20 protein-coding genes and 1 tRNA gene are annotated in these 23395 nt (G+C 59.3%); 10 read left to right on the top strand and 11 right to left on the bottom strand.

The annotated features are described in order from the left end of the window. Positions 1-24: 24 nt before the first annotated feature. Genes SIC14_RS07125 through SIC14_RS07115 form a run of 3 tightly spaced genes read left to right on the top strand, consistent with a single transcriptional unit; the run spans position 25 to position 3198 of the window. Entirely contained in the window at positions 25-411 is a 387-nt protein-coding gene (locus SIC14_RS07125) for a YciI family protein (RefSeq protein ID WP_412565131.1), read from the top strand. A 3-nt stretch (positions 412-414) separates the two neighbouring features. Beyond that, positions 415-1665 (top strand): malonyl-CoA decarboxylase, encoded by a 1251-nt coding sequence (locus SIC14_RS07120; RefSeq protein WP_412565130.1) that lies wholly within the window; start codon positions 415-417, stop codon positions 1663-1665. 18 nt (positions 1666-1683) lie between these two features. Next, on the top strand, positions 1684-3198 hold the full coding sequence (locus tag SIC14_RS07115; protein WP_412565129.1) for a malonate--CoA ligase: 1515 nt from the start codon (positions 1684-1686) through the stop codon (positions 3196-3198). 33 nt (positions 3199-3231) lie between these two features. On the opposite strand, the gene SIC14_RS07110 is transcribed toward SIC14_RS07115, so the two are convergent. Together SIC14_RS07110 and SIC14_RS07105 are read right to left on the bottom strand one after the other, a co-directional pair. Then, positions 3232-3624, bottom strand: coding sequence for a hypothetical protein (locus SIC14_RS07110; RefSeq protein WP_412565128.1), 393 nt, complete (start codon positions 3622-3624; stop codon positions 3232-3234). A gap of 188 nt (positions 3625-3812) precedes the next feature. Continuing rightward, positions 3813-3889 (bottom strand) — tRNA-Pro (locus SIC14_RS07105). A 290-nt stretch (positions 3890-4179) separates the two neighbouring features. On the opposite strand from SIC14_RS07105, the gene SIC14_RS07100 reads away from it, so the two are divergent. The 3 genes from SIC14_RS07100 (at position 4180) to SIC14_RS07090 (ending at position 10824) form a co-directional block, all read left to right on the top strand. Then, complete coding sequence (locus SIC14_RS07100) at positions 4180-6354, top strand: ATP-binding protein (RefSeq protein WP_412565127.1); 2175 nt, start codon at positions 4180-4182, stop codon at positions 6352-6354. Positions 6355-6445: 91 nt separating this feature from the next. Beyond that, the gene (locus tag SIC14_RS07095; protein ID WP_412565126.1) at positions 6446-8632 is read left to right on the top strand and encodes a hybrid sensor histidine kinase/response regulator; all 2187 of its coding nucleotides are present in this window, start codon (positions 6446-6448) and stop codon (positions 8630-8632) included. Between the two features lie 59 nt (positions 8633-8691). Beyond that, a complete protein-coding gene (locus SIC14_RS07090) occupies positions 8692-10824 on the top strand; it encodes an ATP-binding protein (protein ID WP_412565125.1) in 2133 nt (710 codons plus the stop codon). An 87-nt stretch (positions 10825-10911) separates the two neighbouring features. Here the strand turns inward: SIC14_RS07090 and leuB are convergent, their stop codons facing one another. Together leuB and SIC14_RS07080 are read right to left on the bottom strand one after the other, a co-directional pair. Continuing rightward, positions 10912-12015 (bottom strand): 3-isopropylmalate dehydrogenase, encoded by a 1104-nt coding sequence (gene leuB, locus SIC14_RS07085; protein ID WP_412565124.1) that lies wholly within the window; start codon positions 12013-12015, stop codon positions 10912-10914. Positions 12016-12072: 57 nt separating this feature from the next. Further along, the gene (locus tag SIC14_RS07080; RefSeq protein WP_412565123.1) at positions 12073-12966 is read right to left on the bottom strand and encodes a LysR family transcriptional regulator; all 894 of its coding nucleotides are present in this window, start codon (positions 12964-12966) and stop codon (positions 12073-12075) included. Between the two features lie 100 nt (positions 12967-13066). Here SIC14_RS07080 and SIC14_RS07075 point away from each other — a divergent pair, with 100 nt between their 5' ends. Further along, positions 13067-13954 carry an epimerase gene (locus SIC14_RS07075; protein ID WP_412565122.1) on the top strand — a complete coding sequence of 296 codons (888 nt, stop codon included), beginning with the start codon at positions 13067-13069 and terminating at the stop codon, positions 13952-13954. Here the strand turns inward: SIC14_RS07075 and SIC14_RS07070 are convergent, their stop codons facing one another. Beyond that, positions 13955-14824: an endonuclease/exonuclease/phosphatase family protein gene (locus SIC14_RS07070; RefSeq protein WP_412565121.1), complete on the bottom strand. Its 870-nt coding sequence runs from the start codon at positions 14822-14824 to the stop codon at positions 13955-13957. A gap of 113 nt (positions 14825-14937) precedes the next feature. Then, on the bottom strand, positions 14938-15768 hold the full coding sequence (locus tag SIC14_RS07065) for a hypothetical protein (protein WP_412565120.1): 831 nt from the start codon (positions 15766-15768) through the stop codon (positions 14938-14940). A 287-nt stretch (positions 15769-16055) separates the two neighbouring features. On the opposite strand from SIC14_RS07065, the gene SIC14_RS07060 reads away from it, so the two are divergent. Continuing rightward, positions 16056-17345 carry a glycosyltransferase family 4 protein gene (locus SIC14_RS07060; RefSeq protein ID WP_412565119.1) on the top strand — a complete coding sequence of 430 codons (1290 nt, stop codon included), beginning with the start codon at positions 16056-16058 and terminating at the stop codon, positions 17343-17345. 112 nt (positions 17346-17457) lie between these two features. On the opposite strand, the gene leuD is transcribed toward SIC14_RS07060, so the two are convergent. The 5 genes from leuD to SIC14_RS07035 form a co-directional block, all read right to left on the bottom strand. Beyond that, positions 17458-18063, bottom strand: a complete 606-nt coding sequence (leuD, locus tag SIC14_RS07055) for a 3-isopropylmalate dehydratase small subunit (RefSeq protein WP_412565118.1) — start codon at positions 18061-18063, stop codon at positions 17458-17460. A 12-nt stretch (positions 18064-18075) separates the two neighbouring features. Next, positions 18076-19485: a 3-isopropylmalate dehydratase large subunit gene (leuC, locus tag SIC14_RS07050; RefSeq protein ID WP_412565117.1), complete on the bottom strand. Its 1410-nt coding sequence runs from the start codon at positions 19483-19485 to the stop codon at positions 18076-18078. Positions 19486-19709: 224 nt separating this feature from the next. Further along, entirely contained in the window at positions 19710-20453 is a 744-nt protein-coding gene (locus tag SIC14_RS07045; RefSeq protein ID WP_412565116.1) for a sulfite exporter TauE/SafE family protein, read from the bottom strand. 51 nt (positions 20454-20504) lie between these two features. Then, the gene (locus SIC14_RS07040; protein WP_412565115.1) at positions 20505-20717 is read right to left on the bottom strand and encodes a helix-turn-helix domain-containing protein; all 213 of its coding nucleotides are present in this window, start codon (positions 20715-20717) and stop codon (positions 20505-20507) included. Next, positions 20717-21241, bottom strand: coding sequence for a hypothetical protein (locus SIC14_RS07035; protein ID WP_412565114.1), 525 nt, complete (start codon positions 21239-21241; stop codon positions 20717-20719). Before SIC14_RS07035 ends, SIC14_RS07040 begins: the two co-directional genes overlap by 1 nt. Before the next feature lie 72 nt (positions 21242-21313). On the opposite strand from SIC14_RS07035, the gene SIC14_RS07030 reads away from it, so the two are divergent. Together SIC14_RS07030 and SIC14_RS07025 are read left to right on the top strand one after the other, a co-directional pair. Beyond that, on the top strand, positions 21314-21832 hold the full coding sequence (locus SIC14_RS07030; protein ID WP_412565113.1) for a hypothetical protein: 519 nt from the start codon (positions 21314-21316) through the stop codon (positions 21830-21832). A gap of 58 nt (positions 21833-21890) precedes the next feature. Continuing rightward, positions 21891-23255 (top strand): mechanosensitive ion channel family protein, encoded by a 1365-nt coding sequence (locus SIC14_RS07025; RefSeq protein WP_412565112.1) that lies wholly within the window; start codon positions 21891-21893, stop codon positions 23253-23255. The last annotated feature ends 140 nt before the right edge of the window (positions 23256-23395 follow it).

Below are 23395 nucleotides of genomic sequence, written 5' to 3'. Positions count from 1 at the left end.
GATATTTTTAATCTGGAGCCGAAAATGCCGACTTGGAAAGAGTATAAGAGCCACGCGCAGGAACGTGGTGCATTGGCCCTTGAACTATATGCTGTGGAATCAACACCTTCTGAGGACGGCCCGCCCGTGCCTGAGGTTCTGCCGGACCATCTGGCCTATCAGAAAGCGTTGGAAATCGCCGGCAACCTTGCCTTTGCCGGGCCCCTGTCGGACGACACCGGTGAGCTAATGCAGGGCACTGGATTGATCATCTACCGCGCCGATTCGCTGACGCAGGCACGTGCTCTGGCTGAGGGGGATCCGATGCATAAGACAGGGGCGCGCCATTTTCGCCTGCGCCGGTGGCTGATCAATGAGGGCAGCCTGCAGCTGTCTGTTGGCCTGTCGACGAACACTGTAAAGCTGGGCTGAGCGATGGCCCGCGCAACTGCCGTATCCGATTTCCTTTCGGGCCTGTTTGACCGCCGTTGGATCGGTGGCGACAAGCTGGAAGCGCAGCCGATTGAGGCGCTCTGCGACGCTTTGCTTTCGACGGGCGGCCAGGTTTCGGGGCGGCAGATCGCCAGCGCCATCCTGCGCCGCTATGAAAGTTTGAAGGCTGAAGAGAAGCTGGCCTTTTTTCACCACCTCAACGACGCGCTGGATCTGGACGCCACTGCGGTTGCCGAATTGGCAGCGCGTTATCAGGACGAACCGACTCCGGCCCATTTCGCGGCACTTTCCAAAGCGGCAGAGCCACGTCGGCAGGAACTGTTCCGCCGCCTCAATCAGGCTGAGGGGGCAACTGCCGCGCTGGTCCGCATGCGGGTGGATCTGCTGCGCTTGGTCAAAGCACACCCCGAATTGAAGCGCACGGATATGGACCTGACCCATCTGCTGCGCAGCTGGTTTAATCGGGGATTTCTGGTGCTGCGGCAGATCAGTTGGGACACCCCTGCCAGCATTCTGGAAAAAATCGTCGCTTATGAGGCTGTGCATGAAATTCAGGATTGGGACGATCTGCGCCGCCGGCTGCATCCACCAGACCGGCGGTGCTTTGCCTTCTTTCACCCGGCGATGCCCGATGAGCCGCTGATCTTTGTCGAAGTTGCCCTGACCCAAGAGGTGCCGGGCTCGATCCAAAAGGTGCTGGCCGAAGACCGCGCGCCGTTGCAGATCGAAGAGGCCCGCACGGCGGTGTTCTACTCCATTTCCAATTGCCAGAGAGGTCTGGCGGGCATCAGTTTCGGCAATCTGTTGATCAAACAGGTGGCCTCTGAACTGGCGCAGGCCCTGCCGCAATTGACAAATTTTGTCACTTTGTCACCTATTCCCGGTCTGCGGAAATGGACCGAAGCCCAAGACCTCCCCACTCTGCCCTTCGACGAACTGGCCGCACATTACCTGCTGGAGGCAAAACGCAGTGACGGCCTGCCCACTGATCCGGTGGCCCGTTTCCACCTGGGCAATGGCGCCGCCGTACTGGAGGTTCATGCAGATGCGGATGCCAGCGAAAAAGGCGACGCCCAGTCCTACGGTGTGATGGTGAACTATCACTACGACCTCATCCAGACCGAAAAGAACCACGAAGACTTTGCCCTACAGCACAGCATCGCCGCGTCCAAACCGATCAAGGCCAAGGCCCGCAGTGCGCTTGCCGCGATCACCCGAAATTCAGCCCCCTGACCCGAGATCGAGATCCCGATGACCAACACACTTTATGACGCGCTGATTGGCGCCCATGCCGACAACCACGCGCCTTTTCTGGAAACCGACGACAAGCGGCAGATTACCTTTGCCCGTTTCACGGCCAAAGTGGCACAGATCGCCCATGCCCTGGCTGCTGCAGGTGTTGCGCCGGGTGACCGGGTGGTGGCGCAGGTGCCAAAACGCTGGGAAGTGCTGGCGCTTTATGGAGCCTGCCTGCAATGTGGCGCCGTTTATCTGCCGTTGAACACCGCCTACACAACGGCGGAGCTGGAGTATTTTGTCAGCGACGCCGCCCCGCGGCTGCTGGTGTGCGATCCCAAAGACGTGCAGGCGTTGCAGCCCCTCGCCGAAACCTGCGATGCCAAGGTGCTGACCATCGCCGCCGATGGCAGTGGCACCCTGAACACCGCGGCCAAGGACCAGCCCAAAAGCTTTGAGACCGTGCCACGTGGCCCCGATGATCTGGCGGCGCTGCTTTATACCTCGGGCACGACAGGGCGCAGCAAAGGGGCGATGCTGACCCATGGCAATATGCTCAGCAATGCCGAAGCGCTGACTGATCTGTGGCAGATCACTGAACGGGACCGGTTGATCCACGCGCTGCCCATTTTCCACACCCACGGGCTGTTTGTTGCGATGAACACATCGCTTCTGGCCGGGGCGCAGGTGCGGCTGATGGAGCGGTTTGATCTGGAGCAGGTGTTGGCCGAGATACCGCAGTCCACATTGCTGATGGGGGTGCCAACCTTCTACACCCGACTGCTATCCGACCCGGGTCTGGATCGCGCACTCTGTCGCAAGATGCGTCTCTTTGTTTCTGGCTCTGCCCCCTTGCTGGCGGAAACACACGATGCCTTTGCCACCCGCACCGGCCACCGCATTCTGGAACGCTACGGGATGACGGAAACCAATATGAATACCTCCAATCCCTACGAAGGCGCCCGGGTGGCCGGCACCGTCGGACGCCCCTTGCCAGGCGTTGAGGTGCGGATCACAGGCAGCGATGCTGACTCGGGCGCCGTTACCGAACTGCCGCAGGGCGACATCGGCATGATCGAAGTCCGTGGTCCCAATGTGTTCAAAGGCTACTGGAACATGCCCGAAAAAACCGCAGAGGAGCTGCGGGACGACGGCTTCTTCCTTACCGGGGATCTGGGTCGGATAGATGAGAAAGGTTATCTGAGCATCGTGGGCCGCGAAAAGGACCTGATTATCTCAGGCGGCTACAATATCTACCCCAAGGAAATCGAGGATGTGCTGAACGACGTGGAGGGCGTGTCGGAAAGCGCGGTCTTTGGAGTGGCGGATCCGGACTTTGGCGAAAAGGTGATCGCCGCCGTGGTGGCCGAACCGGGTACTGAACTGCAGGAGGAGACCCTGCGCAGTGCGATCACCATCGCGCTGGCCCGGTTCAAACATCCGCGCCACTATCAGTTCTGCGCGGAACTGCCGCGCAACACTATGGGCAAGGTTCAGAAAATGCAGCTGCGGGAGCAGTATCGCGACTGACAAGGGGCGCAAGGGCTGGCTGCGGCCCCTCGATCACGGCAGCGGCACGTCCAGAAAGGTGGCACAGTCCTGCAGTTCACGGCTGGCCATCGAAATCACCCCCCGTTGCGTGTTCCATTGCGGTTGGTAAGAACTGGCCAAGCTCGCGCCGGGACCAAGCGGGGCGTAGTAGGCAATCAGGATCAGTTTGTCCGCCCCCTGCTGCACCGCCGACAACATGCGGTCCACCCGCGCCGGACGTTTGCTGCGGCTGATTTCAACCGAGGTCACCGCAGACAGATCGATCAAGAACCGGAACCCCGCTGAAAGCTCGGCCCGAGTTTCCAGCGCTTTAACAACATGTTCGGAATCTGCAGCCGTGTGGCACCCGGAATAACGGGTGATCACCAAACGGGCGTCAGAATGATGAACAATTTCCACAGTCAAAATAGACTCTCCGGCGTCATGTCTGGCAGACAGGTTGCCTGTTTGGCATATCACTGCGGCTCTGGCAATTCTCTCGAAAGGCTAATGCACTCTATTTGGCATATCGGTTAACCACCGGGCGATCACTGCCCAACAGAGCGCAGTAAATCCGAAAAACAACAAAGGCGCCCGAAGGCGCCTTGTGTAAGTGGTCGGAGTGAGAGGATTCGAACCTCCGGCCCCTGCCTCCCGAAGACAGTGCTCTACCAGGCTGAGCTACACTCCGACACCAAAGTTCCGGCTGTCTGGGACCAACTTCGGGAGGTCGGCCCACCGGCACTTCGTAAAGTGCAGGCTCTATCGGAGATTCCATGCGGGATGTCAAGCCATTCAAATCGGATTTCGGCAGGCTGTTCGGGACGTCGGATGCTGTGAATTGACCATGGACATCGGTTGCTTTTTCCATGTTTTATAGATGCTTACAGCCGCGCCCTTTACGCAAGCTCAGAAATTCTTCGATCCTGACGGGGCTTGCTGATAGCCTGAAGCGACTCACTCTTTGATCCGGAAAATATCGTGTCCCCTGAAACGCAGTTTGACAGTTCCACCTATGATGATCTGGAGCAACGCCTGAGCGCGTTTCGGTTTTTCATTGGTTTGCTGCTGGCTGTGCTGGGAGTCTGGTCAGTGATACACATTATGGGCGGCGATATGCTGCGGCTGACCTTCACGGCCTCTTATGTGATCCCTGCCCTAATGGCGCTGTTTCTGCTGCGGATCGGCCGACACTACGCCGCCCGGATGTTCTGGGTGCTGATCACCGGGTTGGAGTTTTTGCTGGCCGTTCACATGCTGGGGGAAAAAGTCAGTACTGAACTGATTATGTTGATCTATATCGGACTGCCGTTCCTGTTTTTTTCCTGGAACAATGAATTCCGCACCACGATTGCGCTATCTGCTTTTGCCCTGTTCCTGTCCGTGATCGCTTTTGCCCATGACGTGTTGCCCCTGCGCGGTCTGTTCTTCGAACTGCCGCCAGATCCCATTGCGGATCCGGCCTGGAACATCCTGATGGGACGGCTGACCATAGGGTTGATGCTGATGGCGCAGATTTGGCATTTTTCCCGCCGTTCAAACCGCGCGCGACGTGAAGTGCACAAGGCCATGTTTGCGGCCAATACGGCGACGCAGGCCAAGGGCGACTTTCTGGCCAATATGAGCCATGAAATTCGCACCCCGATGAATGGCATCGTGGGGATGATCGAAATCCTGCAGACCATGAACCTGTCGGTGAACCAGTCGCGTGCGGTGACCACCATGCGCAACTCGGCTTTTGCGCTGCTGCGCATCATCGACGACATTCTGGATGCCAGCAAAATCGAGGCTGGAAAACTCAGCATCGAACTGGATCCGGTGGAACTGCAGCCCCTGATCGAGGGCTGCGCGCTGACCGTTCAGCCGCTGGCGGATGAATTGGATGTCCGGCTGCATCTGCTGATCCATCCCAGCCTGCCGGAATGGGTCGAGGCGGATGCGGGTCGTCTGCGTCAGGTGCTGCTGAACATCCTCAGCAACGCCATCAAATACTCTTCATCCCGACTGACCGGGCAAAGCGGCCAGGTACGCTTTCATGTTGAACCCGGCTCCAAGGAAACCGTTGTGTTCACCATTTCCGACAATGGCATCGGGATGAGTGAGAAAGTGCAATCAGAGCTGTTTCAACCGTTTGCCTCAGGCGAGGAATATTCCCGTCAACAGGTTGGTGGCACCGGACTGGGGCTGGCGATCACCCGTGAGTTGGTTGAGCTGATGCACGGCAAAATCGTGGTGCGCAGTGTGGAGGGTGAAGGCAGCAAGATGACCGTGATCCTTCCGCTGGAAGGCGCGATTGGGGAAAAGACCCGCCCGACGCTGCAGGGTTTCACCATCTTTCATGTCGCCCCGCAAACCCAATACGAACGCCAGCTGTATCACGCGCGTCTTGCCGAAGCGGGGGCTATGCTGGAGTTTGTTGAGGATCCGATCAGCTTCATCGACTCCCCCCCTAGGCCCGCGGAACGCCCCATTTTCATCCTTTCCCCCGAAGCCGCAGCGCAGTTTCCGGGACTGGAAGTTGACCTGCTGCACCGCTACCCCGAAGCGCGCTTCTTGCAGCTGTCCGCCAAACGCAACGCGGATTTCGGTTTCATCGCGGCCAATCGCTATCAGATCCAGACCCATCCGACCCTGGCCAGCGAGCTGTATCGCGGCCTGTCCTATCTGGCCGGACGGTCCGATTTTGAATTGCTGGAGCCGTCGACCCCAGCCCCTGCACGTGCTTTTGAACTGCGTCCGTCAGACGATTGGTCACCTGCGGGCTACCGCGTATTGGTGGTCGAAGACAACGCGATCAACCAAACCGTGCTGGCGACCCAGCTAGACCTGTTGGAACTTGACCATCATATCGTCAGCAACGGGCTGGAAGGGATTCGTGAATGGCAGTCCGGTCTCTACGACCTGATTCTGTCGGATTGCCACATGCCGGTGATGGACGGGTTTGAAATGGCACGGCGTATCCGCGAAGTGGAAGCGTCGCTTGATGCAGCGGAAACACCTATCATCGCCATTACCGCCAATGCACAGCCCGAAGAAGCACAGCGGTGCAGAGATGCCGGAATGAGCGACTATATGGCCAAACCTATTGAGATGGCGCAGCTGCGTGCCAAGCTGGAGGACAGCCTGCAACAGCCGCCTCTTAGCCAGCGGGATTGAGAAGAATTCCCCGGTCCCATTTGACTCTGCCGCCGCCGCACCTCACAGTCAGGGGTAAGACCCCGTCGCCAAAGGAAACAATGACGCCCTGATGTTGCCCCTGACAACACAGAAACGATCGCAAAAACTTGACGCCATGCGTCGTCGAAACCTTGCGAAATTCGCGATCGGATTTACCAGTTTCGGCGGGCTGTTGTGGCTGTTGTTTTTCGTGATTTATGGCGACCTGATTGCAGCACTTGCCACCGGCTTTGCCTCAGCACCTGCGTGGATCGCCTTGGTGTTGTTTCTGACCGGTCGAACCCGGCTTGCGCGCTACCTATGGCTGATCACCATGCCGCTGACCTTTTTGGTCACAACGGTCTTCTTTGGCACCGACATCAATCCTGAACTGATCTTCCTTGCCATCATCGGTTTCCCGTTTTTGTTCTTCTCCTGGGACACCGAACGTCGCGCACTGACTTTGCTGACAGTGTACCAGTTTGCGCTTGCACTGATTGCCCTCAGCTTTGACAGGCTGGGCGATCCGGCCTGGTTCCCTGTCCCCCCGCCCGAGACTTTGGTGGATCCCGCCACGATCGATTGGGGGGTGCGGATGACGGTTCTGGCGGTGCTGCTGCTGGAACTGACCTATTTTGCGTTCCTAACCCAGAAAAGTGCCCGTGAGACGGAACAGGCGCTGGAAGATGCCGAAGCCGCCGCGCGCTCGCGGGGTGAATTTCTGGCCAACATGAGCCATGAAATCCGCACCCCGATGAACGGGCTGATCGGCATGATCGAAGTGCTCGAAACAATGGATGAGGACAAACGGCACGAACGGTCCATCGGGATGATCCGCAATTCAGCTTTTTCGCTGTTGCGCATCCTCGATGACATTCTGGACGCCAGCCAGATCGATGCCGGCAAACTGAGTGTTGAGAAAACCAAGGTTGAACTGCGCCCATTGCTGGAAGGCGCGGCCCAGACGTTACAGACACAGGCGGACACCTTGGGGGTGCGGCTGCGGATGCTGGTGGACCCCACGTTGCCGGAATGGATCTGGTCGGACTCGGGCCGTTTGCGGCAGGTGCTACTGAACCTTCTCAGCAATGCGGTGAAATACTCCTCCGAACGGCTGACAGGGCATATCGGAACCGTCTATTTCCGCACGGCCTACTGCCCTGAGGGCACCGACATTTGCATCGAAATCAGTGACAACGGCACAGGCATGAGCCCCGAAGTGCTGAACACCCTGTTCCAACCTTTTGCGGAAGGTGAGCTGGCGTCACGTCGGCAAGTGGGCGGGACGGGTCTGGGCCTGTCCATCACCCGCAGCCTTATCGAATTGATGGACGGCCGGATCACCGTCGACAGCACAGAAGGCAAAGGCACCGTTGTCAAAGTTTACCTGCCACTGGAGCCGGCGGACGGCCCCAAAAACCAACCTGATCTGACGGGGCTCACCATCCTGTGCTTTGACCTGATGGATGAGGAGATGCGCAAAGGCATGCGCGAAATCATGGGGGGCGGCGGCGCCCAGCTGCAGTTCATCAGCCATATCGAAGAGCTGGACACCGATGTGCTGGATCCCGACAACCCTCCGATTTTTATGGTGCCCACTGCCGATGAAACGCAGTCCGCGCATATGCAGGAGGCGGTGCTTAATCGTTGGCCGGATGCCAAAATTGTCTGTTTCAGCGCCTCCCGCTCGGCCCGCTATGGCATGCAGAATGACAACGTCTATCTGATCCAGATTTTCCCGATGATGGGCACCGAGCTTTACCGCGCCTTGGCGCAGCTTGGCGGGCTGCTGAAAACAGAGGATGATCCCGCGCCCATTGATCCGGCGGCAGACACCGGCAAAGACCAACTTGATCCAGACTGGTCCCCCCACCTCTTGGTTGTTGAAGACAACGAAATTAACCGAATGGTTCTCAGCAAACAATTGGAACTGCTGGACTACGAGCACAGTGTTACTGAAAATGGTCTTGCGGGGCTGGCCGCCTGGAGCTCGGGCGACTTCGACCTTGTGCTGACCGATTGTCACATGCCGCAGATGGACGGTTTTGAACTGACCAAAGCGATCCGTCAGCATGAGCAGCAAGAAGATATGCCCCCGATCCCGATCATTGCGATCACCGCCAATGCGCTGAAGGGTGAGGCTGAAAAATGCCTGGCACATGGGATGGACGATTATATGGCCAAACCGGTTGAATTGGAGACTCTGCGCAACAAGTTGGAAAAACACCTGCGCATGGTGCAAAACTCGAAACATCTACAGGGGAAACATCTACAGTAATCAGGCCGTGTTTCCTGAGCCGACCAGAACGTCTAAGATATTGGGTAAAAACGAAATACATGCAGACGACGTCCCAAAACCCTGTCGAAACCCGTGACCTGATCCGTAGGATCAAGGCGGCCCATGTGGCCGTGGGCCTTAGCATTCTGGCCGGTGGCCCTTGGATGCTCTACTTCCTGTTCACCGGACAGGTGCGGTCTTTGATCTACACATTTGTGTCGCTGTCGCCCTATTTCTTCATCGTTTTATTGTTTATGCGCGGCCACCACTATGTTGCCCGCCTGCTGTGGCTGTTCATTGCAACCCTGGTGAATTTCACGCTTACAATCGTAGGTGGCAACCAAACCAGTCCAGAGATATACTTCTTCGCACTGCTGGCCTTTCCTTTCCTTGTGTTCTCCTGGGAACACGAACGGCGCACCATGTTGGTTGTGGGCGTGTTAATGGCCTGTATCTCGATGGTCGGTCTGGCCGCGGATTATTTCGAATTCAATGAGATGATCCTGCCCAATTTGTCCGTAACCTCGGCCGCCTCACCGGAAATGAACGCACAAACGGATTTCTTCATTCGACTGACCGTCGCGGTGATCCTGCTGGCGGAACTTGGATATTTTGCCTACCTCACACGGCAATCCAATCTGGAAGCCGCCGAAGCGCTGGTTCAGGCGCAGTCAGCCTCACGGGCAAAGGGCGAGTTTCTGGCCAATATGAGCCATGAGATCCGCACCCCGATGAACGGGCTGATCGGGATGCTGGAAGTGTTGGAAAGCATGGGGGTGAACGAACGTCAGGCCCCCACCGTGGGCACCATCCGCAACTCGGCCTTTTCCCTGCTGCGGATCATCGATGACATTCTGGACGCCAGCAAGATCGAAGCCGGCAAGTTGGATGTGGAACTGCGCGATATTGAACTGGTGCCGGTGGTGGAAGGTGTGGCGCTGACGCTGCGACCGCTGGCGGATGAAACCGATGTGAAACTGCGCCTGTTCATCGACCCGGATGTGCCCGAATGGATCAAATCAGACTCCGGGCGTTTGCGTCAGGTGCTGCTGAACCTACTCAGTAATGCGGTGAAGTTTTCGTCCCGTCGCCTGACCAATCGCGCGGGCGAAGTGCGCCTGCATGTCACCAATGGACCCGACGACAACGTTCTACTGCATCTCAGCGACAATGGCATTGGAATGGATGACGACCTGAAAACCCGCCTGTTCCAGCCGTTCAGCCAAGGCGATGCTTCTACCAAGATGCATGTCTCCGGCACCGGTCTGGGACTGGTCATTACCAAGAACCTGGTCGAGCTTCTGGGCGGAAAAATCACCGTCGACAGTCAGGCCAATCAGGGCACCGAAGTGAAGGTCTTCCTGCCCGGCAAAGGCGGCAAGGGGCCGCGCCATCTGGCGGATGTGAGCGGGCTGGACGTGGCCTGTTTCTCGCTGGCGGACATCAATATCGAAGACGGGCTGCGCCATATGTTGGAGGCCAGCGATGCCAATGTGCGGATCATCGATTCGGTTGATAAACTGGCGCATATCAGGTTCAACAACCTGCCGGTCATCCTGTTGCCCACCAAAGACAAACTTCTGGGGGACGAGGTACAGCGCACGGTCGAACGGCTGGTGCCCGGCAGCCGCTTCCTGCGGTTCTCCGCCGACCGCTCGGTGCGGTTGGGGCATCAACCACCCAATGTCTATACAATCCCGATATACCCGCTGATGCTTAGCGAAATGCTAGAGGCAATCGCCCTGCTTGGCGGCCGCATCGCTGCCCCAGAGCCACCCAAACCCGATTTAGCCGAACCCGAAGAAGTGGCCCAACGAGACACCCGTATCCTTGTGGTGGAAGACAACGAAATCAACCAGATCGTCATGGGCAAACAGCTCGATATCCTCGGCTTCCCCCATGACATTGCCCCCAATGGCGAAGAGGGCCTGAAGCTCTGGCGCAGCGGGGATTACGATCTGGTGCTGACCGATTGCCACATGCCCAAACTGGACGGGTTTGGGCTGACCGCTGAAATCCGCGCCATCGAGGCCGCCGAGGCCCGCCAACCCGGCCCGATCATCGCCATCACCGCCAACGCGCTTGACGGTGAGGCTGAACGCTGTATCGCAGCCGGCATGGATGGCTACCTAGCGAAACCCGTGGAACTGGAATCCCTGCGCGCCAAACTGCGGGAATTTCTTTCCGGCTGATCCGGCAGACAATCGTCCAGACATTTTCGCAACAAAAAGCCCACCCCGGAGAACCGAGGCGAGCCAATAGTTTACCTGCGGCGCAGCTTAGAGGCTGGCGTCCAGTGCTGCGACAACCGCGTCGCCCATGCCGGAGGTGCTGACCGGGGTCACACCTTCTTCACCCAGCAGATCTGCGGTACGGACACCATCGGCCAGGACCTGCTCAACTGCGGCTTCCAGACGATCGGCTTCGGCGCCCTGATCGAACGAGTAGCGCAGCGCCATCGAGAAGCTGAGGATACAAGCGATCGGGTTGGCCTTGCCTTCACCGGCGATATCCGGTGCCGAACCGTGAACCGGCTCATACAGCGCTTTCGGGCGACCATTGGCCATCGGTGCGCCGAGGCTGGCCGAGGGCAGCATGCCCAGCGAACCGGTTAGCATTGCCGCCGCATCCGACAACAGGTCGCCGAACAGGTTGTCGGTCACAATCACGTCGAACTGTTTGGGCCAGCGGCACAGCTGCATTGCACCGGCGTCGGCATACATGTGCGACAGCTCGACCTCGGGGTAGTCTTTTGCCACCTCGGTCACAACTTCACGCCACAGAATGCCGGATTCCATCACGTTGGCTTTTTCCATCGAGCAGAGTTTTTTGCCGCGACGCATCGCCAACTCGAACGCCGAACGGGCCACACGGTCAATCTCGGACTCGGTGTAGCGCTGGGTGTTGATGCCCACACGTTCGTTGCCCTCTTCGATGATGCCGCGCGGCTCACCAAAGTAGATGCCCGAAGTCAGCTCGCGCACGATCATGATGTCGAGACCCGCAACAACGTCTTTCTTCAAAGACGAGAAATCGGCCAACGCGTCAAAACACTGTGCCGGACGCAGGTTCGAGTAGAGGTCCATTTCCTTGCGCAGGCGCAGCAACCCACGCTCGGGCTTCACCGAGAAGTCCAGTTCGTCGTACTTCGGGCCGCCAACAGCGCCCAGCAGAACCGCATCCACTTCCTGTGCGTGGGCCATGGTTTCATCGGTCAGCGGGGTGCCGTGGGCATCGTAGGACGCACCGCCCACCAGGCCTTCGCTGACATCAAAGGCGAGATCGCGTTTTGCACCGAACCAGTCGATAATCTTGCGCACTTCCGCCATGACTTCGGGGCCAATGCCGTCACCGGGCAGGATGAGAAGCGAAGGGTTGGTCATAATGGTTTTCCTCGGTTTTCGAATTCTGAAAACGCCTACCCTCTGGGGCGGAAATGGTCAAGAAATGAAGGGCCTCAGACCGGTCTCAAGCGCCTGCCAAACCGTGGAAATACGGGGAATGTTGCGCAAAGCCTGCGGTGTGGCCAGCCAGACCGGCAAAGCGGGTATTTCCAGACCCAAATCCAGTCTCTCCACACCCGGTGTCTGGTCGATCAGCCAACGCTGACCAAAGCCGACACCGCAGCCCGCTTTGATCAGTTCCCAATAGGTGTTTTGACTGTCGCACCGGGTGGCAAACCAGTCCCGTGTCGCGGGCCAGCCGAGGTCACGCATGCCGCGCAGGATCAGCTCGCTTTCATCATAGCCGACCAGCGCATGGCGCATCAGGTCTTCGGGCGTTTCGGGGCGGGGATGGGTTTCCAGATAGGTGGTGGCGGCGCAGACCGCCAGCTGCATATCGCCAAGCTTGCGGGTCACAATTTCCAATTGTTCCGGCCGGTACATCCGGATCGCGATGTCGGCTTCGCGAAACAACAGATTGTCACTGCTGTCGGTTGCCGTCAGATCGATAGCAATCTCAGGGTGTTGCGCCCGGATCTGGGCGATGACCCCCGGCAAGATTTGCTGCGCCACAACCTCGCTTGCGGTGATCCGCACCGTGCCTGCGGTTTCCGTGTCCCGCCCCGCCACGGTCATGGCAATTTCGCTCATGGCTTCCTGCATGCGGCGGGCAGCGGGCAACATTGCCTGGCCGGCCTCCGACAGGGACAATCCGCGCGGTTGGCGCAGAAACAGGGTGACACCCAGATCGGCCTCCATCTGTTTCATCTGCCGCCCCAGGGTTGGCTGGCTGACATGCAACCGCCGCGCCGCCGCAGAGAGAGAGCCGGTCTCCGCCACCGCCAGGAAATTGCGCACCAGCGTCCAGTCAATTTGGGTCAAGCCATCCATTCACTGATGAATACATAAGATAGAGACTTAGGCAATATTGGTTATTCTCTGTTGGAGCTATCTTGGGGTCAGACACCAGACTTCAAATCAGGAGCCCCAGATGACCCAGACTGTGTTAATCCTTGGCCCCACGGGGCGTTTTGGCCGCCACGCCGCCACCGCTTTTGCCAACGCCGGATGGCAGGTGCGCCGGTTTGACCGGGCCCGCGACGATCTGAGCGAGGCCGCAGACGGGGCGGATGTGATCGTCGCGGGCTGGAACCCTGAATATCAGGACTGGGCCCGTTTGGTGCCTGGCCTGCATGCAGAGGTGCGCCGCGCCGCTTTGGCCAACAACGCCACCGTCATCCTCCCCGGCAATGTTTATGTCTACGGCCCTGATGCGCCTTTTGGCTGGACGGCACAGACACCTCACCGGGCAACAAATCCGCTGGGCCGCATCCGGATTGAGATGGAGGCCACCTACCGCCGCGAAGGTGTTCGGACCATTGTGCTGCGGGCCGGCGATTTCGTCGATACCGAGGCTTCCGGCAATTGGTTCGACAAGATCATGGCCCCGAAGCTGAGCAAAGGCATATTGACCTATCCCGGTCGCACCGATGTGCCGCATTCCTGGGCCTTTCTGCCCGACCTTGCCCGCGCCGCTGTGGGTTTGGCAGAGAACCGCTCCGAACTGGCATCTTTCGCAGACATAGGTTTCCCCGGATACACGATTACCGGCCACGAGCTGCGCCAAGCCCTGGCGCATGCCCTTGGCCATCCGGTTGAGGTTCGGCAAATGTCCTGGGCGCCGCTGCATCTGATGCGCCCGTTCATGCCGGTGATGAAACACCTATTCGAGATGCGCTACCTCTGGAACCTGCCGCACCGGTTGGAGCCCACAGATTTCGAAACCGCCCTGCCTAACTTTCCGGCGACACCGGTGGAGGCGGCCCTACGTCAGGCGACAGCGCATCTTGCGCTACCAACGGTGCCACTGCCAGCCTGATTACGGCGGTTTCACATCAACCCAGACCAGATGATGGCGGCTCGCCTCGGTCGCCATCACCCCCTGATTGACAACCTCAAACGCCCGCGACGGCAGCGCATAGTCAACCCGCATGGCAGGTAAACCTTTCCACGCCACGGTTGCCGCCGCTTTACCGGCAAAGGGATCCTGCAGTTGCGGATGGGTCAGCAATCCCAGCAGCGGCGGTTTATGTCCTTCACCAAGGTGCGGATCATTGTTCATATCGCCCAGCAGCACAAACCTGTCCGGCGGGGCGCCAAACGCACCATTCAAATAGCGCAGCCACAGCCGCAGCTCATCCGCGTTGCGATAACCGTTACGGTCTTCCGGCCCGTCAAACACCGGGGGTGTTGCATGGAAGGTGAGGATGTGAACAGTGCCCCATCGGGTTTGCACCGGCACGGCCCAATGTCCAACCGTGCTGAGCCGTTGCACTTGGTGCAAGTGCGGCGGCAGAACGTCAGCGCGCGAGGCCCCCTCGGCCCCGGGCAGATCGGCCCACAAAAGCGGTGAAAAATCGCGAACGCCAGCGGCCTCAATCGGCCAGCGCGACAGCAGTGCCATCCCGCCCTGTCCCGCAAAACGCCCGTACCCCTGCGCATCGCGCCCCCGTCCACGGCGGCCATCCCCGTCCAGATCCAAACCGGTTTGCCAACCGGTATTGGGACGCAATGCAAACAGGTATGGATAGTCCCAGCCCGCATCGGAAATCCGGTCCCGCAGCGCCTTCAAGGCCTGCAGCCCGTGATCATAATCCACATCTTGCAGGGCAATCACATCTGCCTGAGCCGCGGCAATGGTTCGGGCAATGACCTCAGTATCATCACTCTGCCCGAGGATGTCGCGCAACAGTAGCCCCGGACCTTTCCGGGCCAGACCAGTGTTGAAAGAGGCAAAACGAAGCGTCTCCGCTGCAGCGGGACCTGCACAGAACAGGCAGGCCAGTATCAGAAGGGCAAATATTAGGCAGATTCGACCAATTTGGCCTCTGCATAGGCGCGCCGCCGCTTTTCGCCAATCATCTCGGCCACGCGACCGATGGCGATTCCGCGCATCATCATGTTTGCCGGCAGGCAAGCCCATACCATCATCGCCCAGATCAAGACATGCGGATTGCCCAGCACCGCCAGATCAATCCAACCCGACAGCCCCTTCAGCACCGCTGGAATCAAGAATGGCAGGATAAAGCCTAACATGACGTTAATGCGGGCATCCCGTTGCAGCCGCACCAGCACGTCGCCTTTGGTCGGATCGAACATCGGCAGATTGACCCAGACGTTGAACGCCCCGCCGCGCATCGGCCAGGCGGTGAACCGGATCACCAAGAGGAACAGCAGCACCGTTGTCCCGGCCAGAACATAAGCCACCGCAGCAGCCATGCGCACATGGGCCACCAGCGCAGGGTGTGCATCTGCGGGCAGGGCCAGCAAAGCCAATCGCACAGGCGAATAAGGCACATCCGTCCATTGCCCCAGCACCTTTGCCAACCCATGCAGGATCAACCCCAGTTGGGACGGGTAAAGCTCTACCCGCAGCATCAGCCCCAGCACCAGCACAACAGCAAAGACAGCGCCAAACCGCAGACGGTTGAAAGGCGCCGCGTCGCGGAACTCCAGAACCGAGGGGTAATCCGTGCTATATTCAAGGAAGGTCATCACGCCGGCCAGAAAGGCGACCAGAACAATCAGAGCGGTTGCATCGCCAAGCCCCGCAGGCAACAGCAAAAACGGGATGGCCACCAGAAGTGCCACCCATAATGCCCGGAACCCCGCGCCTGCCACACGTTCGATCACAACCCGATCCCTTCAAATTGGCCAGATGTGATACGCTGCCACATCCGTTGTCCAACTCTGTGTGTCCCTTGCGGACACGCTGCCTCATTCTTGCCCTAATTCTGCCTTGTTTGCCTGTCCGGCTCAACCCGGCGCCTGCAAAAGACCCGTGATTTCGCGGGCTTGGCAGGCGAAGTGGTGCGCGATTGCATCAATCGATCAGCCCGTCGCGTGCCGGATACCAGATGTTGTATGCGCCCAGCCTTCGACCACGGTACAAGCAGACATCCCGTAGTCCCGAGTGCCCGATGCCCAAACGCCGCGTTTTGATCCTTGCCGAACAGTGCAATCCCGATTGGCCTTCGCTGCCGATCGTGGGCTACAAATATGCCCGGGCTTTGGCGCAGGTTGCCGATGTGCAGGTGGTGACCCATGTACGCAACCGCAACAATATCGAGGCGGCAGGTGATCTGGGGGCACCGGTCGATTATATCGATACCGAATGGTTGGCGGCCCCCATGCACCGCTTTGCCACCTGGGTGCGCGGCGGCGACGAGGTGGCCTGGTCCACCAATATGATCCTGTCCTACCCGCCGTATGTGGCCTTTGAAAAACAGGCCTGGCACCGGTGGAAGTCCGAGGTAAAGGCGGGCGATTTTGATCTGATCCACCGCATCACCCCCATGTCACCGACCCTGCCCAGTGCAATGGTCGGAAAGGGTGAATTGCCCTTTGTGATCGGCCCTCTGAACGGCAACCTCGACTGGCCTGCGGCCTTTGCTGGTGAGCAGAAGCGCGAGAAGGAAAAGGCGCGGTCGCTGCGCGATCTCTACAAGTTCCTACCCTATGCGCGGCGGACCCAGAAACGCGCCGATTGTCTGCTGGCAGGGTTCCAGCACACGATAGACGACCTTGGGCTGGCGGATCCGGCGCGGATCATTCCCTTCCCCGAAGTTGGCATCGATCCCGAAATTTTCCACGCCAATGGCCGCCAAGCTCCGTTTTCCGGGGACTGCCCGTTTGAGTTCCTCTTTGCCGGACGTCTGGTGCCTTACAAGGTGCCCGAAGCTGCCGTACGCGCCTTTGTGACCTCGGAAAAACTGCGCCCGCACCGGATGCGGATCATTGGCAACGGTCCGGAAGAGGCGCGCCTGCGCCAGATTGTGGTCGAACACGGGGCGGAAGATCGCGTCCACTTTGACGGGCGCAAAACCCAGACCGAAGTGGCCGAGGCGATGCGGCGCGCCGATGCCCTTGTTTTCCCGTCGATCCGCGAGCTGGGGGCTGGTGTGGTGGTCGAGGCCCAGGCCTGCGGCGCCCTTCTGATCGTCACCGATTACGGTGCGCCTGGCGCCTTGGTTGATCATGGCCGTGGCGTTGCGCTGCCGCTGTCTGCGATGGACGGGCTGGTGGACAGCAACCGCCGCGCGATGGAGGCCTGCATCGAGGCGCCCGAACACCACGCCACCCTTGCCGCCGCTGGATGCGAGCAGGCTCATACGGCCTACAGCTGGTCCGCCAAAGCCGCCTATACGGCCCGGATTTATGAGGCCGTTTTGAACGGCCAGCCCCTGACCCCGTTTAACGACTACGCGTGATCCCCCTTTCAGCCTGCCGCAAAGCTGCCCGTCGGAGGCGGCACGACAGCCCCAAAAGCAAAGCCCCCACCGTTTCCGGCGGGGGCTTGCATCATCTTATCCAGATCTGGATTTAGACCCAGGGGCGTTGCGCCGACATCTGGGCTTCGTAAGTCTTGATCGACTCCGCCTTCTCCATGGTCAGGCCGATGTCATCGAGGCCGTTCAGCAAGCAGTGCTTCTTGAACGCATCCACTTCAAACGCGATGGTTTCGCCATCCGAGGTGGTGATTTCCTGGGCTTCCAGATCAACGGTCATCCGCGCGTTAGCGCCTTTTTCCGCGTCAGCCATCAGCACATCCACCTGCTCCTGCGGCAAGACAATCGGCAGGATGCCGTTCTTGAAGCAGTTGTTGAAGAAGATGTCCGCGAAGGAGGTCGAGACCACACATTTGATGCCAAAATCCGCAATTGCCCAAGGCGCGTGTTCCCGCGACGAGCCACAGCCGAAGTTGTCACCCGCGATCAGGATTTCCGCGTCCCGATACTGCGGTTTGTTCAGCACGAAATCTGCGATTTCAGTGCCGTCGCGGTTGTAGCGCATCTCATCAAACAGGTTCTTGCCAAAGCCGGTCCGCTGGATCGACTTCAGGAACACCTTGGGGATGATCATATCGGTGTCGATATTCACCAGCGGCATTGGCGCGGCGATACCTTGCAGTTTTTCAAACTTTTCCATGGTGCTGGCTCCTTACATCAGCTCGCGAACGTCGGTCAGCTTGCCGGTGAGGGCAGCGGCGGCGGCCATGCCGGGGGACACCAGATGGGTGCGGCCCTTGTAGCCCTGACGCCCTTCGAAGTTGCGGTTCGAGGTAGAGGCACAGCGCTCGTTCTCGGACAGCTGGTCGGGGTTCATCGCCAGACACATCGAGCAACCCGCCAGACGCCATTCGAAACCGGCCTCTTCAAAGATCTCGGCCAGACCTTCTTCTTCGGCTTGTGCCCGCACCAGACCCGAGCCCGGAACGATCATGGCACGCATGCCTTCTTTGATCTTCTTGCCTTTGACCACTTCGGCCACGGCGCGCAGATCTTCGATCCGACCGTTGGTGCAGGAGCCGATGAACACGGTGTCGATCTCGATGTCCGACAGTTTCTGACCGGGGGTCAGGCCCATGTATTCGATCGAACGGCGGGCCGCTTCGATCTTGCCGCCTTCAAAGTCTTCCGGCGCCGGAACCACACCGGTGATCGGCAGAACGTCCTCAGGGCTGGTGCCCCAGGTTACAACCGGTTCGATGTCTTCGCCGCGCAGGGTGACAACCTTGTCGAAATGCGCGCCTTCGTCGGTGAAGAGTGTTTTCCAGTATTCCAGTGCCTGTTCCCATGCAACGCCTTTCGGCGCGTGGGCGCGGCCACGGCAATAGTCGTAGGTGGTCTGGTCAGGAGCGATCAGGCCGGCACGTGCGCCACCTTCGATAGCCATGTTGCAGACGGTCATGCGGCCTTCCATCGACAGATCGCGGATGGCTTCACCACAATATTCGATCACGTAGCCGGTACCGCCGCCGGTGCCGGTTTCCCCGATCACCGCCAGGGTGATGTCCTTGGCAGTCACACCCGGCTTCAGCTTGCCGGTGATTTCCACCTTCATGTTCTTGGACTTCTTCTGGATCAGCGTCTGGGTGGCCAGCACGTGTTCCACCTCGGAGGTGCCAATGCCATGCGCCAGCGAACCAAAGGCGCCATGGGTCGCGGTGTGGCTGTCACCGCACACAACGGTCATGCCCGGCAGGGTCCAGCCGTTTTCAGGGCCAACAATGTGCACGATGCCCTGACGTACGTCAGACACCGGGTAGTAATGCACACCAAATTCCTTGGCGTTTTTGTCCAGAGCGGAAACCTGAATACGGCTTTCTTCGGTCATCTGCGCCGGATCTTCACGGCCAGCAGTGGTCGGCACGTTGTGGTCCGGCACCGCGATGGTTTTCTCCGGCGCATGCACTTTGCGGCCTGCCATACGCAGACCTTCGAAGGCCTGCGGCGAGGTCACTTCGTGGACCAGATGGCGGTCGATGTAGAGCAGGCAGGTGCCGTCGTCCGCTTCGTGTGCGACGTGGGCGTCCCAGATTTTATCATAGAGTGTCTTCGGGGCGGTCATGGTCCTCTCCCGTGGATTGTCTTTGGATGTAGGGGTGATGAAACGACAAAGGCCCGCCACGAGGGCAGGCACCCAGCCTTATAGGCAGGCGAGCACGGCGCGCTTGGCGCCAAAGAACCGCCAGGGCAGAAAGCTGCGGTCGTCGATATCGAAAATACGTTTCATTGCGCCCCTCCTACACCGAGAGGCAATTTTCCGCAAGGCACGGCGCGCCTGCGTCTGGGTCAAATACGGGCGAAAAACACCGCAGACATGCCCAATCCGATCAGGATGATAAAGCCGCGCACCACGGATTTGGGCAGGATCTTGGCCAGATGGGCCCCGGCGAATCCCCCAGCAATGGCCGCCGCCGCCATGATCAGCGCCTCATTCCAATGCACAATTCCCGCCACTGCAAAGGTCGCCACTGAGATGGCTGAAATCACAAACGACAGGGCGTTTTTCAGCCCGTTCATCTGGTTCAGGCTCTCCATCCCCCAGAGCGCAAACAGCGCCAAGAGGACAATCCCCAGACCACCGTTGAAGTAGCCGCCATAGATCGACACCGCCATCAGACCGAAGGTGCCGTAGGGCGTGGCCTTCAGCGCGGTGCCGCGCATCCAGTTCTGGATCTGCGCCTGAAAGGCAAAGGCCAGCGTCGCCGCCAGCAACAAGAAGGGCACGAGAACCGCAAAGACCTCATTTGAAGAGACCAGCAGCAACAGGCCCCCGATGAGGCCCCCAACCAATGTCACCACACAGGCGCGCAACAAGGCCGCCCGTGGCAATTCTCCAATCTCGCGCTTGAAGCCCAGCGCCGCCGACAGGTAGCCGGGAAACACCGCCACCGCTGAGGTGGCATTGGCCGCCACCGGCGGAATGCCGATCATCACCAGCGCCGGAAAGGTCAGAAACGTGCCGCCACCAGCAAGCGCGTTGATGATGCCAGCGCCGAAGCCAGCTGCGAGGATCAGAAGAATATGAAGCATGGCCAGACGGTTATAGACAGATCCCCCGCGTTGCAATGGCGCTGGCACTACTCATTCGGATAGGGGCACAGCCTCTAACAGATCCCCCGGCTGGCATTGCAACACTTCACAGATCCGCGCCAGAGTCTCAAACCGCACGCCTTTGACCTTGCCCGATTTCAAAAGCGAGAGGTTTTGTTCGGAAATCCCGATCCGCTCTGCCAGTTCCCGCGATTTCATTTTTCGCAGGGCCAGCATCACATCCAGACGCACCACAATCTCCATCAGACAAAGGCCTTGTTTTCGGCCGCAACCGCCGCTGCTTCCCGCAAGGCGCGGCCGATAACGGTCAACAAACCCGCCAGCAACAAGAGGCTGGCATCGTTGCTGGACAGCGCCACAGAGACCGCCCTTTGCCCCACCGGGTTCGCTGAGGTCAAAAGCACCGTCAGAACCGGATGGGCAAGGACCGAGGCAATTGCCATCAACAAGGTCCCCCTGCCAATCCGCGAAATCTGCGTGGCCGCGGCGACGCTCAGCAGATCGCCAGCGCGGTAGATGTCAAACAGCTGATGCGCCTGCAACAGCACATAGATCGCCACCGCCATGACCGCAGCCGCCACCAAAACGCTGCCCAGCCAGGCCCAGAGCGACAGATCCCCCAGAATAGGCACATCCCCCCGCGCCAAAACCAGCACCTCAGGGTTTTCATAACTGACCCAGGCGCCGATCAGCATCGTGGCCAGAAAGCCCGCGATGGCCAGACGACAGCCCCAGAGAAGTAGTAAAGATAGATTTCGCGTTGTCATGGTTGACTCCAAGCAAATCAGTAAACATTTATCGTTTTACATTAAATTTTACGCGAATAAATGGAGAATTCCATGAAACCAACATTCCCCGCCCTCCTCTTTCTAACGGCTTGCGGGTCGATCAACCCGCTGACCGCCGCCAGGCTCAGCCAATTGGACCCGCTGACCAGCGATCCCGCCGACCTTGCCGCCCAGGTCACATTGCCTCCCGATATTGCGATCCCGACCGGCGGAATGGAGATGTATTTTGGCGCCACCCGTGACGGGCAAGAGAAAAGCGCCACGGTGCAGCTGGATCAACATGGCGACATCTGGCGGCTCAGCCCTGAAGACGTGATCAGGCTGGAAACCCTGCAACGCGAGATTGGGATCTGGAAAGCTGAGGATCCAGACGGCACCGAAGGCACTCTGTCAATCAGCATTGCGGGTTGCAGCCTGACCGGCACGCCCGATCCGCAAGGGGAGATTGCCGTCCGCCTCAGCTTCGACGGCGGCGCGCAGTTCCGCCCCTTCCTCACCGGGCTCACTGTTGCTGACATGATGCAACAAATCGGAGCGGGTGAGACATTGGACCCTTGCAACGGGCTTTGACGGCGCAGGCTGTTGCCCGAGGCCGCCTTCTGTGCACCAATAGGCACAGAGGGAGCCTATGGACGAAGAGAGCAGCACAACTTTAGACCAAACCGCCGAAGCCGCCGCTGACACCCCGCCCGCCGCTGCGCAGGAGGTGGCGCAGGATGTGGCGTTAGAACTGGCATCGGACTTCGAACGGTTTCTTACCGGGCTGCTGCGGCCCTGGAACGCCTATCAGGTGGCGATTGCCCTGGGGCTGGTTCTGGCAACCTACCTGCTGACCCGTCTGCTGGCCCCACGGCTGCACGACTGGATGCGTACGCTGACCGGCCTGCCAACCTGGCGGATGCGCCTGCTGGTGATCCTGCACAAACGGCTGAACCTAATCCTCTTTGCCGCCCTGATCTGGCCAACGGTCTGGATCATGCGCGAAGTCACCTGGCCCAGCCGCAGCTACATGCTGGCGATCATAGCGCAGCTCACCCTTGCCTGGCTGATCATTGCGGTGCTTACCCGGCTTATCGCCAACAAATTCCTGCGCGCCATTGTGCGTTATGCTGGCTGGATCTGGGTCACCCTGTCGATCCTTAACCTGACCGAGGAAACCCAGCTGCTGCTGGACAGCGCTGCCCTGGACATCGGAGAGATGCACCTGTCGCTCTGGCTGATCGTCCAAGGCGCGGCAATCCTCGGCGTTTTGTTTGCCACCGCGCGGTTTGTCACCAAAGCCAGCACCGACAGCATCAAACGCAATGTCGAGATTTCACCGTCCATGCAGGTGCTGCTGGGCAAGCTGCTGCAACTGGCGCTCTACTCGGCGGCGTTCTTCATCGGGCTGCGCGCTGTTGGGGTGGACCTCACTGGCCTGGCCTTCCTGTCGGGCGCGATCGGCCTCGGCCTTGGCTTTGGCCTGCAAAAAGTGGTCTCCAATCTGGTCAGCGGCGTGATCATCCTGCTGGACAAGTCGATCAAACCCGGTGACGTGATCTCCCTCGGGTCAACCTTCGGCTGGATCGAAGCGCTCGGTGCGCGCTATGTCAGCGTCGTCACCCGCGATGGCAAGGAATACCTGATCCCGAATGAGGACCTGATCACCGGTCAGGTGGTCAACTGGTCCCATTCCAACGACTTCGTGCGCCTCGATATCCACTTCGGCACCGCCTATCACGACGATCCACATCTGGTCAGACGGATCGCCATTGAGGCCGCGCTCAGTGTTGACCGTGTGCTCAGAAAAAAGCCCCCCGTCTGCCATATCATCGGCTTTGGCGACAGTTCGGTGGACTATGTGCTGCGCTTCTGGATCGAGGATCCCACTGGCGGGCTGACCAATATCCGCGGCAATGTCTATCTGGCACTTTGGGACGCGTTCCAGAGCCACGACATCTCGATCCCCTTCCCCCAGCGCGAAGTCACAATGCTGCGCGCGCCAGAGGACTGACAGCACCCGTGGAGACACCGACTTGGGGCGCTGCCCCAAACCCCGGGATATTTTGGCCAAAAAGAAAGCCGCCTTCTCATTGGCGCAAATATCCTCGCCGAAGGCAATTCAGACAAGAAAGCGCGCCGCAGGCGCTCATT

Source organism: Thalassobius sp. MITS945101, assembly GCF_047123305.1.
Taxonomy (GTDB): Bacteria; Pseudomonadota; Alphaproteobacteria; order Rhodobacterales; family Rhodobacteraceae; genus Thalassobius.
Note: the sequence above shows the minus strand (reverse complement) of the source record. Positions and strands in the feature narration are given on the sequence as shown.

What these genes read in the sequence shown, in the direction of transcription:
- SIC14_RS07125 (WP_412565131.1), top strand. Translation starts at nt 25, where the DNA reads ATGCCGACTTGGAAAGAGTATAAGAGCCACGCGCAGGAACGTGGTGCA.
- SIC14_RS07120 (WP_412565130.1), top strand. Translation starts at nt 415, where the DNA reads ATGGCCCGCGCAACTGCCGTATCCGATTTCCTTTCGGGCCTGTTTGAC.
- SIC14_RS07115 (WP_412565129.1), top strand. Translation starts at nt 1,684, where the DNA reads ATGACCAACACACTTTATGACGCGCTGATTGGCGCCCATGCCGACAAC.
- SIC14_RS07095 (WP_412565126.1), top strand. Translation starts at nt 6,446, where the DNA reads ATGTTGCCCCTGACAACACAGAAACGATCGCAAAAACTTGACGCCATG.
- SIC14_RS07090 (WP_412565125.1), top strand. Translation starts at nt 8,692, where the DNA reads ATGCAGACGACGTCCCAAAACCCTGTCGAAACCCGTGACCTGATCCGT.
- leuB (WP_412565124.1), bottom strand. Translation starts at nt 12,015, where the DNA reads ATGACCAACCCTTCGCTTCTCATCCTGCCCGGTGACGGCATTGGCCCC.
- SIC14_RS07080 (WP_412565123.1), bottom strand. Translation starts at nt 12,966, where the DNA reads ATGGATGGCTTGACCCAAATTGACTGGACGCTGGTGCGCAATTTCCTG.
- SIC14_RS07075 (WP_412565122.1), top strand. Translation starts at nt 13,067, where the DNA reads ATGACCCAGACTGTGTTAATCCTTGGCCCCACGGGGCGTTTTGGCCGC.
- SIC14_RS07060 (WP_412565119.1), top strand. Translation starts at nt 16,056, where the DNA reads ATGCCCAAACGCCGCGTTTTGATCCTTGCCGAACAGTGCAATCCCGAT.
- leuD (WP_412565118.1), bottom strand. Translation starts at nt 18,063, where the DNA reads ATGGAAAAGTTTGAAAAACTGCAAGGTATCGCCGCGCCAATGCCGCTG.
- leuC (WP_412565117.1), bottom strand. Translation starts at nt 19,485, where the DNA reads ATGACCGCCCCGAAGACACTCTATGATAAAATCTGGGACGCCCACGTC.
- SIC14_RS07045 (WP_412565116.1), bottom strand. Translation starts at nt 20,453, where the DNA reads ATGCTTCATATTCTTCTGATCCTCGCAGCTGGCTTCGGCGCTGGCATC.
- SIC14_RS07040 (WP_412565115.1), bottom strand. Translation starts at nt 20,717, where the DNA reads ATGGAGATTGTGGTGCGTCTGGATGTGATGCTGGCCCTGCGAAAAATG.
- SIC14_RS07035 (WP_412565114.1), bottom strand. Translation starts at nt 21,241, where the DNA reads ATGACAACGCGAAATCTATCTTTACTACTTCTCTGGGGCTGTCGTCTG.
- SIC14_RS07030 (WP_412565113.1), top strand. Translation starts at nt 21,314, where the DNA reads ATGAAACCAACATTCCCCGCCCTCCTCTTTCTAACGGCTTGCGGGTCG.
- SIC14_RS07025 (WP_412565112.1), top strand. Translation starts at nt 21,891, where the DNA reads ATGGACGAAGAGAGCAGCACAACTTTAGACCAAACCGCCGAAGCCGCC.